Here is a 15,667-nt window from a genome sequence, read left to right on the forward strand (position 1 = left end):
TTCTTGCCGGGTAACTCGTTAGCGATTGTCTCGGGGATTTCGTTGAATACAATGCAGCGGGGCTTGCCGCGATGGGGGGGCGAATTGAGCGGACGGGTTCGACAAAGGGACGGGGCAGTCCGGCAATTCCTCGTTTGCCTCGTCGCGATGCTGGTCTCGGCGCTCCCGGCCTTGCCCGCCAGCAGCGACTGCGTCAGCGACGACGAGGTCGAGGCAAGCACGCGGATCGCCGCCTGTACGCGCATGATCGAGGATGCGACAGAGCCCCTCGAAAACCGCGGTATTGCCTATTTCAAGCGCGGCAATGCCCTGACGGAACGAGGCGACTATGACCGCGCGATCGCCGACTACAGCGCGTTCATCGGCATCGCACCGACCGTCGCCAGCGGCTACTACAACCGGGGCATCAGCTGGGTCTTCAAGGGCGACTACGACAAGGGCATCGCCGATCTGGACAAGGCGATCAGCCTGGACCCGAAATATGGCGATGCCTACTACAACCGCGGCGTCGCCTGGACCTTCAAGGGCGAGAACGACCGGGCTTTGGCCGACTATGACAGGGCAATCAGCCTCAATCCGGGAGACGGCAGAAATTACCACAATCGCGGGCTGATCTGGTCACGCAAAGGCGACGACGACCGCGCGATAGCCGACTTCGACCGGGCCATCAGGCTCAACCCGAACGACGCCGGTTCCCTGAACGATCGAGCCGATGCGTTGACCAGCAAGGGCGATGAGGAGCGCGCGCTGGCCGACTATGACAAGGTGATCAGCCTCGATCCGAAAAACGCGCATGCCTACTACCGGCGCGGCAACGCACCGGCTGACGGCCGGCGATTTTGACGGCGCCATCGCCGACTACAGCCAAGTGATCAGCCTCGATCCGAACGATGAGAGCATCTGGTACAACAGAGGGGTGGCCTGGTCAGGCAAGAGCGACAATGACCGCGCCATCGCCGACTACGACAAGGCAATCAGCCTCGATCCGAAAGACCCCAACGCGTACTTCAATCGAGGTATCGCCTGGGCTAGCAAGCGAGACAATGATCGCGCCATCGCCGACTACGACCAGGTAATCAAGCTCGACCCGAAACAAGCCCTCGCATATAATAATCGTGGCTTGGCCTGGGTGGCAAAGGGGAACGATATTCGCGCCTTCGCGGACTACAGTCGCGCAATCGATATCGACCCAACACTTGCCATCGCCTACGACAACCGAGGCTTTCTCTGGAACAAGCGAGGTGAGTCCGATCGGGCCATCGCCGAATACGACCGGGCGATTGGTCTCGATCCGAAAAATCCAAGAATTTACCACAACCGCGGCATTGCCTGGATGGGAAAGGCAGACGACGGTCGAGCCATTGCTGACTTCGACCAGGCGATCCTGCTCGATCCGAATTATCCGTACAGCTACTCAAACAGGGGTGTTCTTTATTTCTATTCCGGCTCGCTGGCGAAGGCGCAGGCTGACTTTGAAAAGGCGGCCGCTAAAGGGCAACGCGATCAGGCACTATCGCTTTACAGGCATACCATCAGCCATTGTCCAAAGAATTTTATCGAATACCGTGCCGCCAACGCTGCATTACGCGAGTTGGGTGTTTCGCCGTAACTCTGCCCGACGGATGTTCGTTTGCTAAGAAGACTGATCCGAACACGATAGAGGTGCATTCTGCCCGACTGATCCAGGCCGGCCGGCGTCCATATGTCAGGAGCCTTCGCCAGCGCGATTCCGGTTTTCACTGGCCCGCGCTAGACTGGCAGCAACCGCAACCGGACTGCCCATAGCATGATTGTCCAGACCTGCATCAATGGCGCGCGCAGCGCCGATTTCCACCCCAACCTGCCGCTCGACGCGGAGGCCATGGCGCGCGATGGCGCCGCCTGCGTCGCCACCGGCGCGGCTGAGCTGCATGTCCATGTGCGCGGGCTGGACGGTCGCGAAAGCCTGGCTCCGGCGGCGATGGATCGGACGGTGCTGGCGCTCCGCCGCGCCTGCCCTGGAACGCTGATCGGCGTGTCGACCGGCGCCTGGATCGAGAATGACGACGAGCGGACGCTGGCCGCGATCGCCGCTTGGAGCGAGCTGCCCGACTATGCCTCGGTCAATCTCAGCGAAGACGCCGCGCCCGCTATCATGGAGCGTCTGCGCCAGCGCGGCATTGGCATCGAGGCGGGGCTTGCCTCCGTCGCCGACGCCGAACGCCTGGTGAGCCTCGACCATGGCAAACGCGTGCTGCGGATCCTGATCGAAATCTCCGAGCAGGAGCCGGACGCTGCGCTGGAGATCAGCGACGATATCGCCGCCGTGCTCGACGGCGCCGGAATGCGCCGGGCAATCCTGCTGCACGGCGCCGACGCCACGGTCTGGCCTTTCGTGCACCGGGCGGCGGAACGCCGTTGGTCGACGCGCGTCGGACTGGAAGACGGCAAGGAGCTCCCTGATGGAACAGTAGCATCTAGTAACGCTGCGCTGACAGCGGCAGCCGTCGCTATCTTCGAGTCCAGCCGTTAGCGCGGGAACGGCCAATCTCCTCTTCACTGGGGAGATGCCAAGTTCGGCAACGAGGCAGGCCAAAGTCGGCCGAGCGTAAGTGTGGCGGCACGCTATATCAATAAAACTTATCTAAAACTTTGCGTATTAATTAAACCAACAATTAATCAGCACATAAATGATCCCGTATGTTAATGTTCTCCTGCACCGGGGACCATTTTTTGATGAACATCATTCCACAGAATGATCACGCTGCGCCGCGTCGGGTTCAACAATATACATCGATACAGGTCTTGCGCGGCCTAGCTGCTCTCATGGTTGTTGTCTATCATCTTCCGGCCGCACTGGGCATGCTCGATCTGTCTATTCCCATTCTAAACAGCGGCGTCGACCTGTTTTTCGTCATCAGCGGTTTTGTCATGGTTCTCTCGACGGAGAACAGACGTCGTGACCACCGTGCTTTTTTGATGCAGCGGTTCACACGCGTCGTACCGTTCTATTGGGTTATGACCTTCCTCATGGTCGCCGCACTTTGGTTGTTTGCCGGTCGTGCAGTGTCTCTTGAGCAGACCACCAATAGCCTGCTTTTCATACCCTATCTCGATACGGTCACAGGCTATGTCCAACCGGTGCTTGGCGTGGGTTGGACGCTCAATCTGGAAATCCTGTTTTACATTCTGTTCGCGGCGACGATGCGTTTCGGCACGCTGACGCAAATGGCCGCGGTCGGCGTTGTCTTTGCAATCGCCGTTGCTGCACGCATCATCTTCAAACCCGCCGCCGACACTGTGCTGTTTTTCTACACCACGCCAATCCTGTTTGAGTTCCTTGCCGGCATGGCGCTCGGCCACCTGGTCGGCAGACTGGCGCGTTTGCCTACCGTCCTGGGTGTCTCGGCGCTCGTGTTCGCCATCGTGTCCATGCTGGTGATGGTACTTGGCTTCAACTTGCCGCGAACCCTTGCTCAGGGAATCCCGGCCTTGATCCTTGTCGCCGGTTGCATCAGCCTGGAAAGCTACTTCCGGCTTTTTGCTCTTCGCCTGCTGGCAAGGTTGGGCGATGCCTCCTACTCTCTCTATCTGACGCATCCTATCGTGCTGCTTGCGACCGCTCCTGTCGTTGCAAGCGTCAGCGTATCACCATGGCTTGCTGGCATGGTTATTGTCACCGCCTGCATTGCCGTCTCCCTGGCCAGCTACAGTTTTGTTGAAAAGCCGATTTTGGCCATTTCGCGGATGAGCCTTTCCGCCCGTCACGTGAAGGCATGAGTTGCGGCTGCGCTCCGCGGAACCACGGTGTCCCGCCAATCTTAGACCGGCGGCGCTGAACCTTCAAAAGATCCGGAAACAAAAACCCGCCTCGGGAGGACGGGTCGTTGGAGCCAAATTGGCACCACATCCAAATAAATAGCATAGCTGCCGGCACAAAGCAAGAACAAAATGTGGCGCACTCGACGAAAATTGCCGACAGGCACAGAGCCATGGCGGATGACATGGCTCTTGCCGTTGTTAAAAATCTCTCATAAGGTATTTTCATATCTGAAAGAAAATCCAATCGTTTCTTTCCTTTTATGAAAGCCTGAGCGTTTGCGGGAACATCTCGATCAGACCGACCGGCGACTGGTCAAGCTGCTGTCGCAAGATGCGCAGCTTGGCGTCAACCGCCTCGCTGAGAAGATGGCGATCTCGGTGCCGACGGTGCGCATGCGGCTGCGCAACCTGCTCGACCGCAACCTGCTCAAGATCGTCGGGCTGCTCAACCTGACCGAACGCCCTGAGCTGATCTCGGCCATCGTCGGCATCAATGCGCAGGGACGCGGCCGCGCCCGGGAACTGGCGCAGCGCATCTCCGAACTGCCTTTCGTGAACTCGGCCGCCGTCGTCACCGGGCGCTTCGACATCATCGTCGACGTGACCGTGGCCGGTGATGTCGCCGATCTCTACCGCGTCACCAGCGAGCTGATCCCCGGCGCCGGCGAGCCGGGCGAAGTCGTGCGCAGCGAGACCTTCGTCGTCATGGCGTCCTGCAACAAATGGGTCAGCCTGCCGGAAGGCTGCTGGTCGGACGAGACGCGGAAGGAAATGGCATGAAGATCGCGGTTCTCGGCGGCCTCGGCCTGCAAGGCCGGGCGGCGATCGCCGATCTCGTTGCCAGCGACGGCGTCGAGCAAGTGGTCTGTGTCGACACGGCAACCGACGGCGCTGCGCGGCTTGGCGGCCTGACCGACCTTGCCAGGGTGCGTTTTGTCGTGCCGGAGGGCGCGATCGGTCCGGTGCTGGCCGATGTGATGAAGGACGTCGATGCGGTCATCGACCTGTTGCCGCAGCCGCTGATGCGCGACGCGGTGCAGGCGGCGATCGCGACGCGCACGCCGCTGGTCACCACCAATTACGGCAAGGCCATCGCCGATCTCGCTCCCGAGGCCGAAAAGGCCGGCGTGTCGATCGTGACCGAATGCGGGCTCGACCCCGGCATCGACCTGGTGCTCTACGCGCGCGCCGCCAGCCAGTTCGACACCATCACCGCGATCGATTCCTACTGCGGCGGCATTCCCGAGCCGAAGGCGGTGGTCGAGCCGCTGCGCTACAAGGTGAGCTGGAATTTCGACATGGTTCTGGTCAGCCAGAACCGCGACAGCGTGCTGGTCGAGGACGGCAAACGGGTCGATGTGCCGGCCGCCCGCCAGCACGACAATCGTTTCATCCACGAGATCGAGGTGGCGGGACTGGGCAGGCTCGAAGCCTTCCCCAATGGCGACGCGCCGCATTATGCCGGCATGCTCGCCGCCGCCAAGGGGCTGCAGCGCTCCGGCCGCTATTCGCTTCGCTGGCCCGGCTGGTCAGCGTTCTGGGCGCCGCTGAAGCAGCTCGGCTTCCTGTCCGAGGACAAGGTGCAAAGCACCGGTGCCAGCCCACGCGAATTCCTCGGCCGGCTGCTTGGCCCGCAACTGCAATATGGCGCCGACGAAAAGGACCTTTGCGTGATGCGCAACGTCTTTGTCGGCAGCGAAGGCGGCCGCCGCAAGACGGTGACCTCGGAGCTGGTCATCGAACGCGACCTCGCCTCGGGCCTGTTCGGCATGAGCCTCGGCGTCGGCTATCCCGCCAGCATTGTGGCGCAGATGCTGGCACGGCGCGAGATCGCCGCGCCCGGCCTGCTCAATCCGCTGCTGCATGTTCCCGATGGCCGCTTCCTCGATGAGCTGGCCAGGCGCGGCATCAAGGTTGCCGAAACGGTGAGCTGGGACTGAAGGATTTTCGAACGGTGGTCGCCGCCGGCAACGGCGCTGCCGCTCAAAAAGCACCTCGATGGGGTGAAACAACAAGTGGAACAACAAACGAAACAAGGAGGAATGCCCAAATGAAGATTGCCAAGCTTTTCATCGCCGGCCTTGCGCTCGCTGGCCTTACCGCTGCCGCCAGTGCGGGAACGCTCGACGAGATCACCAAGCGCGGAGAGTTGCGCGTCGCCGTGCAGACGCAAGGACCGCCCTTCTCGCTAGTGGGTGCTGCCGGCGAACGCACCGGCAGTTCGGTCGAACTCGCCGAACTGATGGCCAAGGAAATGGGCGTCAAGATCACCTTCCTCGACTTCGACTGGGACGGCCTGATCCCGGCGCTGCTGTCGGGCAAGGCCGATCTTCTGGTCGCCGATATGACGCCGACATTGGCGCGTGGCATGAAGGTCGCCTTCACCAAGCCTTACATGTACACGGGCAGCACAGTCTTCACCAAGGCTGGTACCGCCTTCAAGTCCACCGAGGACTGCAAGGCCAAGGGCACCAAGATTGCGGTGCTGCTCGGCGCCACCGGCGAGAAGGAAGCCAAGGCCGCCTTCCCCGATGCCGACATCAAGAGCTACAAGGGCGGCGGCCCGCTGCTGCTCGACGCCGTCAACAACGGCCAGGCCGATTGCGGCGTCAACGACGTCTCGGCGGTCAAGGGCCAGTCGACCGCTTACCCGGCCGGCAGCTTCATCATCATGCCGGACATGCTGTCGAAGGAGCCGCTGGCCTTCGCCACGCGCTATGACGAGCAGGACCTGCTGGTCTGGATGAACCTGTTCCTCGACCAGGTCAGCCTCGACGGCCGCCTGCAGAAGAACCTCGATTACTGGGTGAATTCCGACGCCTGGAAGAAGGATCACTAAGTAGAGTGAATGGTGAATGGTGAGCAGGGAGTAGGGGGTAGGGAGTAGAGAAGAGCTACTCGCTACTTGCTGCTCCTATTCCCAATTCCCTATTCACTATTCCCTATTCACTATTCACCATTCACCGTCCAAAATGCTCGAAAACTTCAGCTTCCGCACCATCGTCGAATATCTGCCCCTGTTCGGGCAGGGCCTCGTCACGACCGTGTGGCTGTCTGTCCTCTCCTTTGCCGGCGCGCTCGCCGTCGGCATCGTGCTCGCCGCCATGAACCTGCAGCGCGGCCGGCTGTTCCGCGTCCCGGCCAAGGCCTATATCGACGCGGTGCGCGCCACGCCGCTGCTGGCGCAGCTTTATTTCCTCTATTTCGGCCTGCCGCGGCTCGGCTTCGTCCTGCCCGAGTTCGTCGTCGGCATCTTGGCCCTGTCGCTGAACAGCGGCGCCTATGTCGCCGAGATCATCCGCGCCGGCATCCTGTCGATCCCGCGCGGCCAGGTGGAGGCCGGCGTCGCCTCGGGCATGACCTATGTCCAGCGCATGCGCCTCGTCATCCTGCCGCAGGCGTTCAAGGTGACGATCCCGCCGCTGCTCGGCCAGGCGATCGTGCTGGTCAAGGATTCCGCCCTGTTGTCGCTGATCTCGGTTGCCGAGCTGACGCGCGCCGGACAATTGCTCGCCTCCGACCGCTTCATGCCGGCGGAAGGTTTCATCACCATCGCCGCCTTCTACCTCCTGCTCTATTACGGGCTGAAGGGGCTGGCGGCGCTCTCCGGGCGCTGGCTCGGCCTGGCGGGGGCACGGACATGATCTGGCAGCAGCTGCAAAGCATCGCCGGCAGCTATCCCCTCGCCTTGCGCGGCCTCGGCATGACCGTGGTGCTGTCGCTGATCAGCCTGGTGCTGGGCACGCTGCTCGGCTTCGGCCTCGGCATCCTGCGCACCGGCGGCAACCGGCTGATCAGCGGCGCGATCGGCGCCTGGGTCGACCTGATCCGCGGCACGCCGTTCCTGGTGCAGATCTTCCTGATCTTCTTCATCCTGCCGGAACTCGGCATCGAGCTCGACGCCTTCACCGCCGGCATCATCGCGCTGACCAACCTGGCCGCCTGCTTCATCTGCGAGATCGTCGTCGCCGGCATCCGCTCGGTGCCGACCGGCCAGGTCGAGGCAGCGCTTGCGTCCGGCCTGTCGCGCTGGCAGCGCATGCGCCAGGTAGTGCTGCCGCAGGCGATGCGCATCGTGCTGCCGCCGCTGGTCGGGCAATATGTGCTGCTGATCAAGGATTCCTCGGTCGTCTCGGCCATCGGCCTCACCGACCTCACCCGCGTCGGCTGGCTGGTGGTGCAGCGTGTACCCAATGGGCTGCTGGTCTTCTTCCTGGTCGGGCTCGGTTATTTCATCGTCTGTTACCCCCTGATCATGCTGGCCCGCCGGCTGGAGCAACGCATGGGCGCGGCGCATGGCGAGGTGCAGTTGTGACATCGAACCTCAAGGGTCCGGCAATATGACCAAAACCGGCATGATCGAATTTCGCGGCGTCAACAAATGGTTCGGCACGCTCAACGTGCTGAAGGACATCAAGCTCAGCGTCGAGCCGCGGGAAGTGGTCGTCGTCTGCGGCCCGAGCGGCTCGGGCAAGAGCACCCTGATCCGCTGCATCAATGGGCTGGAGACGATCCGCGACGGCGACCTGACGGTCGACGGCCAGCGCCTCGGCGACCCCGCCACCAACATGACGCGGCTGCGCACCGAGATCGGCTTCGTCTTCCAGTCGTTCAACCTCTACCCGCACAAGACGGCGCTCGAGAACGTCACCCTGGCGCCGATCCATGTCCGCAAGATCCCGCGCGCTGAAGCCGAGAAGGCCGGGCGCGAATTGCTCGCCAAGGTCGGCCTCGCCGACAAGGTGAACGCCTATCCGGCGCAGCTGTCTGGTGGCCAGCAGCAGCGCGTGGCGATCGCGCGCTGCCTCGGCATGCGCCCCAAGATCATGCTGTTCGACGAGCCGACCTCGGCGCTCGACCCCGAGATGATCTCGGAAGTGCTCGACGTCATGGTCGCGGTGGCCGAGGAAGGCATGACCATGATGGTGGTGACGCACGAGATGGGCTTTGCCCGCAAGGTCGCCCAGCGCGTCGTGTTCATGGACGCCGGCGCCATCGTCGAGAGCGGCACGCCGGATGAGTTCTTCTCCAACCCGAAGACCGACCGCAGCCGCGCTTTTCTGAGCAAGATCCTGCGGCATTGACAGCAGCGACAATACGCACCGAACCTGCCGTCGCCTTTGCGCCGAGGTTGCGCTCGAGCCTACAATGGATCATCCGCAGCGGCGCACTATGGCGACACACCGAGCGCGCGCAGTGCATTGCCTGCTGCGACATATTCGATGAAGTCGTGGGGGCAGTCGCGTACCGCAAGCCGGTACCGCCGCAAGGCTTCATCGTCACGGCCGTCGAGCCGGTAAAAACTCCGCGACATAGAGATTGGCCTCGCATAGATTTTCGCGTTTCTTGGCCGGGACCGGGACGGGATCGTCGGCTGCGGCCAACGCTGCTTCGGGCGTCTGTTCGCCAAGAAACATGCGAAACCAGCGGCGCCGGCCAACTTCACGGCCGCGGCCAAGACACTTCGGGTCTCGCCGTCGGCGATCAGCAAGATGATCAGGCAACTGGAAGCGCGGCTTAGCGCGACCCTTCTGACGCGGACCACGAGGGCGACGAGCCTGACTGAAGCCGGCGAGAGGTTTTGAGCCAGGCAGGACCGGCGCTGGAGCTCATCCTTGCCGCAATGAGGGATGCGGGAAGCTTTGCCGAAAAGCCCGCCGGCCGGTTGCGGTTGAATGTCCCGCAGATGATCTATCCGAACTTCCTCAAAGTACCAGAAACTTAGGCAATGATACTTTCCAAATCCCTGCCCCGGAGCGCCGATCTGGTTCCTTTCGTGGCTCCTGCGGACGTGGCCGCGCTGTTCGCGACCAAATCTTGCGCCGGGTTAACGTCCGCTCTGGGCCTAAGATCTGCCGAAGCGTTCAGCCGACCAAGCGGCAGCAATGGGTGGCGAGCCGACGCTCCACGCGAACGCATGGAATGGCCGGCTTGCTGGGCTAGCCGGACGTTGAATGTGGATCAATTCGGGCTGAAAAGAAGCACAGTTCTGGCTCCATGACGCCGGCAGAGCCGATGGTGCCGCCAGCGCAATTCCTTTCTCTGCCCGTTTCGGACCGACGCTTCTCAGAACGCGAAATCCGCGGACTGAACGACATCGGCTGGGAGCCAGGTTTCATGAACTTGCAAGATCTCGGGCCCCCGGCTGTAGCCGCGATCGCGGATCACCATCGTCGTGACCCGGCCATTGTTCGGTTGATCAGAGTCCTTCGCGTCGCGTTGCCATTCGTGGTAGTTCACGACCGCCAGGTCGGCGCTTTGATGGCTGATCCGGATGTCGCGTATTTTGATACGGAAGGCCGGATTCGATCCGTAGATGCTCTTCATGTAACCTGCGAAATCATTTTTCCCGAACGCCCTGCCGCCCGGCATGATGGCGACCAGATCGTCGCTGATCCGGTCGAGCGCGTTCTTCTTGAACGTCGCATCGTCGCCAGGGCATCGGCCCGCCACCCAGTCGGTGAAGAATCCGTGGATGTCGTGGATCGTCGCCTCGATTTCCTTCGTTTGAAGGGACATTTTTTCCTCCTGTCTCAAGATGATGCTGGATCAGGCGCTTTACGCCGTGGCTTGCCCCGACCGGACGCTGCTTGAGGACAGCCCGTACCACGCGAGCCACAGGCACATGAGAAGCGAGGAAATCAGCCAGATCGGACCTCCGATGCCGATCCCGAGCTGCTCACCGAGTGTCCACCCGGTTGCCGAAAGGATACCGAACGCCGAGCCGACGATCGCGGCCCATCGGGGCAGTATCCCAACGTTGTCGCGGGCATCGTGATACGCGACAAGCGCTGTCGCCAGGGCTAGCGCCCAGAATCCGTTACCCATGCCGCCGGAAAACGCCCACCAGGTCATGAAGGCGTTGGTGTCACCCCGGTCGGCCGCGACCGCGACCACCGATGCCTCGGCGACTGCGGTGGAGAACGTGGTCAGAGCGCCGAGAGCCATCACCATCCAGGCGGAACTCAGCATCGGCGAATGCCGGACCCGGGGGTTGAGCGCCAGGTTCAGGAACGAAGCGCCGGCGATCAGGAACAGCGCCGCTGCCGCCGTCCAATGGACCGTAGCCCATCGCCCATGGCCCTCAGCGATATTCTGCATCTGAACAGACAAATCCGCGTCCGGTGGCCCGTGAAAGACGAGCGCAGCCGCCAGCAGCAGCGTTCCGGTGGCGAGCCAGACACCGCCCGGCCCGCTCATGCTGTTATCATTCGTTTGCATCGGGAAAACCTCCTGTGGCCTTTACCACGCCATGAAGTTTAGACCCGCGCCACGGTTGCCCGCTTCGGCGTAAGTACCCACGCAGCGAGAAATTTGGCTTGGGTAGGATTACCCAGATACGACCATGCCGATCAGGCCGTGCTCGACCGCATAGGCCGTGGCTGCCGCGCGCGTGCGCACGTTCAGCCGCGTCAGGATATCGCTAACGTGACGGTCTACCGTCCGCTGGCTCAGACCGAGCTCGCGGGCAATTTGAGGAGGTGGCGGCAGGTTACCGATGTGACAGAAGTTCGTTTCGGGCTCAATCGAGCCGTTCATCGCGTCCGCCGCCGAGGACCGGGGGAAGGGTGGATGCTGCCATTCGTCTCGTCGATGGGAACGAGTAGGTAGCGCCAATATCGCGACATTCATGGCGCTTCTCAAAAGCGGCCCTTCGCGCAACGGCTCGAATCGACCCATCTCTGCCGTTCGGATATCGGCCTCATCATCTCCAAGGCGGACATTCACCCATTATTCGACTAAAAATCTCGTTCCGATCAAAGCCGCCCTACTTCGTTGCAGCGGCTGCGGCTTCCCCCGGCGGCATAATCCGCATCATGAACGTCGACACCGCTTCCCCGGGTTTGAACGGGCCGGGAACCTGGTGGCTGACCGGCTTCACACTTTGGAGGAATGCCGCGATCGCCATGGCGTCATCCGCGGTGAGATGCGCGAAATCGCGCCAAGGCATGATCGGCGCCAGGATGCGGCCGTCCGGCCGTTCGCCGGTCTGGATCGCGGTGACGATCTGCTCCGGGGTCCAGCTTCCGATACCGGTCTCCCTGTCAGGCGTGATATTGCGGGCGACAAAGACACCAAGACCAGGAATCTCGAAGCCCACATCTGAACCGCCAAGGAAGCGCGACATGTCGGGCTTCCCGAAGAAGTAACCGGATGTGTGACAGTCGCTGCAGCCGGCAATCGTAACCAGATATTCGCCGCGCGCGATCTGTGTGTCATCGGCCATGGCCGCGTAAGATGGCAGGGCAACAATCGACGCTGTCAAGAATGCAAGATGAACCGGTGTCCGAAACATTGCTTCCTCCCTGTGATCTGTTCGTGTTTGTCCGTCGACCTCCCGCGCCGTCAACCGGTCGCAATTCCCCGATTTTAACCACGTCGAGGACGCTGAATTCTAGCATGGCCAGCACGTAGTAACCATCAGCGATCAATTGGATGGTCGGCACTTGTCGCGCCCCGTTGAGCGCAGCTGTGACGGAGCTTGCTCAGCCGACGCACACGCCTTCTTTTGGCGCGATCGAGCCACGCACGTTGATGGATCGACTTCGTCGCCTGAAATGCCTTGATGGTCGGACCGGGTCGAACTCGGTCGTTCAGAGTGATTGGGTTTGATCCTGAAACGTCAGCCGGAGGCGACCGGCGTCTTCAGCCGCCACACCGCATCATGCGCCGCCTCGGCCGGCCGCGCGCGCCTGTGAGCCTGAGCAGTCCCACCTGTCAGCCGCATCAGTGCACCCACCGCGAACCACGCGGAACCGTCAAATCCCCATAGCGCCGGAACCACGCCCTCCATCCCGCGGGTTCTTTCCCTGGAGGCTTTCGGACGCCAGCCCTCGCGCCAAGCCAACACCTGTTGGCCGGCATCGGTAACCCTAAACAATAGCCGACATTTGCCGCACGCCTTCAGCTTTGACATCGGCGCTATCTTCAATTGCTGCCGGGGTGGCGGTGTAACCTTCAACGTGAGTCATCATGGCCTCCCTGATGTTGATAGGACGCCGCTGGCCTCTTGGGGTGCTCACGCGCTGAAGCTCGCGCTGCGAGCTTTCGACACGCTGTTCTCGGCTCGCGCGAGCCCCAACCCGAACCACAACGTCCACAGGGCCATTACAAAAGACGACGCAACCCAGACGAGGCTGCCCAGCCCGATGCCGAACCACATGCCCAGCGGCCATCCGACGAAGGCACCAAGCCCGGCCACGACTCCGACCAGTGACGCCCAGGTCGGCGTTACCTGTTGCCGGCTCAGCGTCTCATTGCCGGCGATCACGGCAACCGCCAGGCAGAGGAACATGAAGCCGTTGGCCTTGCCCTCGGCGAAGGCCCACCAGACCGCGAATCGCGCCATGTCGTTGGCGGCGACGGCATCGGCGACGGTGGTGGCCTCGGCCACGGCGGTTGTCATCGTCCAGAGCGCGCCGACGGCCACCACCGCCCAGGCGGATAGGGTCCACCAGCGTTCGGTCAGTCGAGAGCCGGCGGTCAGCACGATCAGGCTCGCGACGACGAACAGCGAAAGTGCTGCCGCGGCGGCCCAATGCACGACCACCCACAGGGTGACGCCACTGGCGATGGCCTGCATTTGCTGGGCGAGGTCGGGATTAATCGGCCCGTGACCGATCAGGACGAAACCCAAGAGTACAGAAGCGATCGCAAGCCAGGCGCCCGCGACCCGCATTCCGGTATCGGCATGCGACATCGCTACTTCCCTTCATTGTGGCCGGATGTTCGCAGCGCGATCACTGCGTCCGTCTCGCGATCTGTGGGCGAGCTGCGCCGTGGCGCCGCGCATCCATGGCCGATCGATTTCGAGTGCAAGCTAGCGCGGAAGGGAGGGCGGCGCTTCGGGCGAACCACCCAATGGGCGCCGATGACGGCATGGGTGATTCGACCCATGCCAGACCTGCTCAAACCAGGCGGTGCTCGTAGGCCCAGGCGGTGGCGGCAGCGCGCGTGGGGACGTCAAGCTTGTTGAAAATATTGCTGACGTGCCTGTCCACTGTCTTCCCGCTCAAATCCAGTTCGTTGGCGATTTGCTTGTTGGTTTTGCCGGCAGCGACCAGGCGGAGAACTTGCAGTTCACGGGCAGAGAGGCCGCGGGCTCCGTCTGATCGCATGCCAAGCAGGATATCGACACGAGAAAGGTCCGGCATGGCACCGAGCTGCCGAAACACTGTCCGGGCTGCCTGCAACTCCAGTTCCGCACCATCGTTGTCACCGAGGGCGCGGCAAGCCTGGCCTATCATGACGCCTACGCGCGCTGCTTCGTATGGCGCTTCGACTTGCTGCCACCCCTCGAGTGCCTGGCGCAGCCAAGTCAATGCAGCCTGCGCTTCGCCTTCTGCCAGTTCCACCGCTCCCCGCGCGTGAGCGGCAAGGGCGCGCAGCGGTTCGGTTCCGTAGCTTTCTCCAATGTCCGCCAGTTCGTGGCAGGCACGCCGTGCTTCCTCGATGTCATCAGCCGCCAGCATGATCTCGACGTGAGCAGGCAGCAGCCGAATGCGCTTCAGTTGGTCGGTCGTCGCGCCCATGACGCGCCGGATTGCGGCCGCAGCCGCATCGATGTGCCTTTCGGCCAACCGCAACAGGGCAAGGCCCGGCTGCGGTTCGAAGCCATGTTGGCTTGCACTCCGATATGCCTGCTCGGCCACGTCAAAGTCTCCGCGAAGGCGGTATACTTCCGCCAGCTGGTACCATGCTCCAGCCGTATCTCTCCGATTGTTCGACTGCGTCAAACGCTCCACGGCCTGCTGCGCTTCGTCGATCGCGTGCTGCCATGCGCCGCTGAGCCGCTTGATCTCGGCGCGATGCATCAGGCAGGTGCCGCTGAAACTGATCAGCTGGGGCTGTTCGGCGCACCATCGCCCCAGGGCGGAGGTCCATTCGCGTGCGCGGCCCAGAGCATGGACTTGCTGACACGCTTCGATCACGCTGCAGTAGATCAAGCCGGTAAGCAGCGGCGACAATTCGCCGGCCGTGACCGAAACCATCGCCTCGTCCAGGAGCGCGAAACCTTCCGCGGTTCGCCGCTGGCGCAACAGAACACGGCCCTGCAAGTGCCGTGCACAGGCCACCAGATCCACGTCCGCAAAGCGCTCGCCAATCTCGACTGCGCCGCTCGCCGCAGCGTAGGCCGCTTCAAGGTTGCCCGAAGCAAGCTGCTGTTCGACATGGGGCAGCATCAGGTAACCCTGTTCGGCACAATCATGTGGCTCGCGTTCGAGCAGCCGATGCGCCCGTCCAAACCAGCCGGCCGCCTGAGCCATCTCCCCACGAAAGACAAGGCGCAGGCCAAGCCAGAAGGCGCAGCGGGCGGCCCGATGGCACTCGCCCGCGTCCAGATATGCATGATGGGTTCGCTCCAGGGCCCGCAGGTACTCCTCGTCGCGCCCGGTCAAATAGGCCGACATCGCCAGCCGTTCGAGATCGTCCACTGCGAGCGGAGCCGCTTCGCCGGCACGCGAGAAGAACCGATAGGCGTCGTCCCACGCCCTTTCCTCGTAAGCCTCACGACCGAGCACGAGCTGGTCCGCCTCCTGCAAGGAGCCGCTGTTGAATTGCTGTCGGTCTGACCTGCCCATCCGCATTGGTTCCTAGCCATCAATGGCTGCTTTGGAGCCAAGGTGCAGTATAGCATGCTCGAACGCGAATGACCGGAATGCACTTAAAGCGCTCTGAATGGGGAACGTCCCGGACGACTGAAACGGGTCGATAGTGTTGAAGAAGTCGGCGATGAAGCCGTGGATCCACTCGCACCGAAGTGTCTTGATTAAGGTCGACGCGACCTCCTCGCCTTAAGTGGCTCGGACGTTTGTTCCGAGGGTGCAAATCTTGGCCAATTTCCTGAGGTTCTGGGCGATGGCTG

19 protein-coding genes are annotated in these 15,667 nt (G+C 62.3%); 11 read left to right on the forward strand and 8 right to left on the reverse strand.

Annotation, left to right across the window (positions count from 1 at the left end; translation table 11 throughout):
* The first annotated feature begins 84 nt into the window (after positions 1 to 84).
* The 10 genes from NKJ81_RS17955 to NKJ81_RS18000 all read left to right on the forward strand — a co-directional run bounded on the left by NKJ81_RS17955 (position 85) and on the right by NKJ81_RS18000 (position 8,885).
* A complete protein-coding gene (locus tag NKJ81_RS17955; RefSeq protein ID WP_352541226.1) occupies positions 85 to 843 on the forward strand; it encodes a tetratricopeptide repeat protein in 759 nt (252 codons plus the stop codon).
* Entirely contained in the window at positions 794 to 1,609 is an 816-nt protein-coding gene (locus tag NKJ81_RS17960) for a tetratricopeptide repeat protein (RefSeq protein ID WP_352541227.1), read from the forward strand. The genes NKJ81_RS17955 and NKJ81_RS17960 overlap by 50 nt, the downstream gene beginning before the upstream one ends.
* A 177-nt stretch (positions 1,610 to 1,786) precedes the next feature.
* Positions 1,787 to 2,512, forward strand: a complete 726-nt coding sequence (locus NKJ81_RS17965; protein ID WP_352541228.1) for a 3-keto-5-aminohexanoate cleavage protein — start codon at positions 1,787 to 1,789, stop codon at positions 2,510 to 2,512.
* Positions 2,513 to 2,715: 203 nt separating this feature from the next.
* A complete protein-coding gene (locus tag NKJ81_RS17970) occupies positions 2,716 to 3,759 on the forward strand; it encodes an acyltransferase family protein (RefSeq protein ID WP_352541229.1) in 1,044 nt (347 codons plus the stop codon).
* 318 nt (positions 3,760 to 4,077) lie between these two features.
* Positions 4,078 to 4,581: an Lrp/AsnC family transcriptional regulator gene (locus tag NKJ81_RS17975; protein ID WP_023677254.1), complete on the forward strand. Its 504-nt coding sequence runs from the start codon at positions 4,078 to 4,080 to the stop codon at positions 4,579 to 4,581.
* Positions 4,578 to 5,741, forward strand: a complete 1,164-nt coding sequence (locus NKJ81_RS17980; RefSeq protein WP_352541230.1) for a saccharopine dehydrogenase family protein — start codon at positions 4,578 to 4,580, stop codon at positions 5,739 to 5,741. The genes NKJ81_RS17975 and NKJ81_RS17980 overlap by 4 nt, the downstream gene beginning before the upstream one ends.
* Before the next feature lie 110 nt (positions 5,742 to 5,851).
* Positions 5,852 to 6,640, forward strand: a complete 789-nt coding sequence (locus NKJ81_RS17985; RefSeq protein WP_352541231.1) for an ABC transporter substrate-binding protein — start codon at positions 5,852 to 5,854, stop codon at positions 6,638 to 6,640.
* Between the two features lie 133 nt (positions 6,641 to 6,773).
* Positions 6,774 to 7,445: an amino acid ABC transporter permease gene (locus NKJ81_RS17990; protein WP_352451492.1), complete on the forward strand. Its 672-nt coding sequence runs from the start codon at positions 6,774 to 6,776 to the stop codon at positions 7,443 to 7,445.
* A complete protein-coding gene (locus NKJ81_RS17995) occupies positions 7,442 to 8,116 on the forward strand; it encodes an amino acid ABC transporter permease (RefSeq protein WP_023677250.1) in 675 nt (224 codons plus the stop codon). The genes NKJ81_RS17990 and NKJ81_RS17995 overlap by 4 nt, the downstream gene beginning before the upstream one ends.
* A gap of 25 nt (positions 8,117 to 8,141) precedes the next feature.
* Positions 8,142 to 8,885 carry an amino acid ABC transporter ATP-binding protein gene (locus NKJ81_RS18000; protein ID WP_352473770.1) on the forward strand — a complete coding sequence of 248 codons (744 nt, stop codon included), beginning with the start codon at positions 8,142 to 8,144 and terminating at the stop codon, positions 8,883 to 8,885.
* 86 nt (positions 8,886 to 8,971) lie between these two features.
* Here NKJ81_RS18000 and NKJ81_RS18005 read toward each other — a convergent pair whose 3' ends face one another.
* Entirely contained in the window at positions 8,972 to 9,115 is a 144-nt protein-coding gene (locus NKJ81_RS18005) for a hypothetical protein (RefSeq protein WP_352541232.1), read from the reverse strand.
* Positions 9,116 to 9,293: 178 nt separating this feature from the next.
* On the opposite strand from NKJ81_RS18005, the gene NKJ81_RS18010 reads away from it, so the two are divergent.
* A complete protein-coding gene (locus NKJ81_RS18010; RefSeq protein ID WP_352473773.1) occupies positions 9,294 to 9,386 on the forward strand; it encodes a LysR family transcriptional regulator in 93 nt (30 codons plus the stop codon).
* Positions 9,387 to 9,867: 481 nt separating this feature from the next.
* Here NKJ81_RS18010 and NKJ81_RS18015 read toward each other — a convergent pair whose 3' ends face one another.
* The 7 genes from NKJ81_RS18015 to NKJ81_RS18045 form a co-directional block, all read right to left on the reverse strand.
* Positions 9,868 to 10,320 (reverse strand): nuclear transport factor 2 family protein, encoded by a 453-nt coding sequence (locus tag NKJ81_RS18015; RefSeq protein WP_352541233.1) that lies wholly within the window; start codon positions 10,318 to 10,320, stop codon positions 9,868 to 9,870.
* A gap of 39 nt (positions 10,321 to 10,359) precedes the next feature.
* The gene (locus NKJ81_RS18020) at positions 10,360 to 11,022 is read right to left on the reverse strand and encodes a hypothetical protein (RefSeq protein WP_352541234.1); all 663 of its coding nucleotides are present in this window, start codon (positions 11,020 to 11,022) and stop codon (positions 10,360 to 10,362) included.
* A gap of 108 nt (positions 11,023 to 11,130) precedes the next feature.
* Positions 11,131 to 11,340: a LuxR C-terminal-related transcriptional regulator gene (locus tag NKJ81_RS18025; protein WP_352541235.1), complete on the reverse strand. Its 210-nt coding sequence runs from the start codon at positions 11,338 to 11,340 to the stop codon at positions 11,131 to 11,133.
* Between the two features lie 229 nt (positions 11,341 to 11,569).
* Positions 11,570 to 12,097 carry a c-type cytochrome gene (locus tag NKJ81_RS18030; protein ID WP_502893757.1) on the reverse strand — a complete coding sequence of 176 codons (528 nt, stop codon included), beginning with the start codon at positions 12,095 to 12,097 and terminating at the stop codon, positions 11,570 to 11,572.
* Positions 12,098 to 12,424: 327 nt separating this feature from the next.
* Positions 12,425 to 12,595 (reverse strand): hypothetical protein, encoded by a 171-nt coding sequence (locus NKJ81_RS18035; protein ID WP_352541236.1) that lies wholly within the window; start codon positions 12,593 to 12,595, stop codon positions 12,425 to 12,427.
* A gap of 225 nt (positions 12,596 to 12,820) precedes the next feature.
* The gene (locus tag NKJ81_RS18040; RefSeq protein ID WP_352501301.1) at positions 12,821 to 13,501 is read right to left on the reverse strand and encodes a hypothetical protein; all 681 of its coding nucleotides are present in this window, start codon (positions 13,499 to 13,501) and stop codon (positions 12,821 to 12,823) included.
* A gap of 208 nt (positions 13,502 to 13,709) precedes the next feature.
* A complete protein-coding gene (locus NKJ81_RS18045) occupies positions 13,710 to 15,383 on the reverse strand; it encodes a LuxR C-terminal-related transcriptional regulator (protein ID WP_352541237.1) in 1,674 nt (557 codons plus the stop codon).
* Positions 15,384 to 15,667: the final 284 nt, after the last annotated feature.

The sequence above is a fragment of the Mesorhizobium sp. M0018 genome, from assembly GCF_040323955.1.
Lineage (GTDB): Bacteria > Pseudomonadota > Alphaproteobacteria > Rhizobiales > Rhizobiaceae > Mesorhizobium.

What these genes read in the sequence shown, in the direction of transcription:
- NKJ81_RS17960 (WP_352541227.1), top strand. Translation starts at nt 794, where the DNA reads ATGCCTACTACCGGCGCGGCAACGCACCGGCTGACGGCCGGCGATTTT.
- NKJ81_RS18040 (WP_352501301.1), bottom strand. Translation starts at nt 13,501, where the DNA reads ATGTCGCATGCCGATACCGGAATGCGGGTCGCGGGCGCCTGGCTTGCG.
- NKJ81_RS18045 (WP_352541237.1), bottom strand. Translation starts at nt 15,383, where the DNA reads ATGGGCAGGTCAGACCGACAGCAATTCAACAGCGGCTCCTTGCAGGAG.
- NKJ81_RS18025 (WP_352541235.1), bottom strand. Translation starts at nt 11,340, where the DNA reads ATGAACGGCTCGATTGAGCCCGAAACGAACTTCTGTCACATCGGTAAC.
- NKJ81_RS18030 (WP_502893757.1), bottom strand. Translation starts at nt 12,097, where the DNA reads ATGTTTCGGACACCGGTTCATCTTGCATTCTTGACAGCGTCGATTGTT.
- NKJ81_RS18015 (WP_352541233.1), bottom strand. Translation starts at nt 10,320, where the DNA reads ATGTCCCTTCAAACGAAGGAAATCGAGGCGACGATCCACGACATCCAC.
- NKJ81_RS18020 (WP_352541234.1), bottom strand. Translation starts at nt 11,022, where the DNA reads ATGCAAACGAATGATAACAGCATGAGCGGGCCGGGCGGTGTCTGGCTC.
- NKJ81_RS17985 (WP_352541231.1), top strand. Translation starts at nt 5,852, where the DNA reads ATGAAGATTGCCAAGCTTTTCATCGCCGGCCTTGCGCTCGCTGGCCTT.
- NKJ81_RS18035 (WP_352541236.1), bottom strand. Translation starts at nt 12,595, where the DNA reads ATGGAGGGCGTGGTTCCGGCGCTATGGGGATTTGACGGTTCCGCGTGG.
- NKJ81_RS17965 (WP_352541228.1), top strand. Translation starts at nt 1,787, where the DNA reads ATGATTGTCCAGACCTGCATCAATGGCGCGCGCAGCGCCGATTTCCAC.
- NKJ81_RS18010 (WP_352473773.1), top strand. Translation starts at nt 9,294, where the DNA reads ATGATCAGGCAACTGGAAGCGCGGCTTAGCGCGACCCTTCTGACGCGG.
- NKJ81_RS18005 (WP_352541232.1), bottom strand. Translation starts at nt 9,115, where the DNA reads ATGTCGCGGAGTTTTTACCGGCTCGACGGCCGTGACGATGAAGCCTTG.
- NKJ81_RS17995 (WP_023677250.1), top strand. Translation starts at nt 7,442, where the DNA reads ATGATCTGGCAGCAGCTGCAAAGCATCGCCGGCAGCTATCCCCTCGCC.
- NKJ81_RS17980 (WP_352541230.1), top strand. Translation starts at nt 4,578, where the DNA reads ATGAAGATCGCGGTTCTCGGCGGCCTCGGCCTGCAAGGCCGGGCGGCG.
- NKJ81_RS17970 (WP_352541229.1), top strand. Translation starts at nt 2,716, where the DNA reads ATGAACATCATTCCACAGAATGATCACGCTGCGCCGCGTCGGGTTCAA.
- NKJ81_RS18000 (WP_352473770.1), top strand. Translation starts at nt 8,142, where the DNA reads ATGACCAAAACCGGCATGATCGAATTTCGCGGCGTCAACAAATGGTTC.
- NKJ81_RS17990 (WP_352451492.1), top strand. Translation starts at nt 6,774, where the DNA reads ATGCTCGAAAACTTCAGCTTCCGCACCATCGTCGAATATCTGCCCCTG.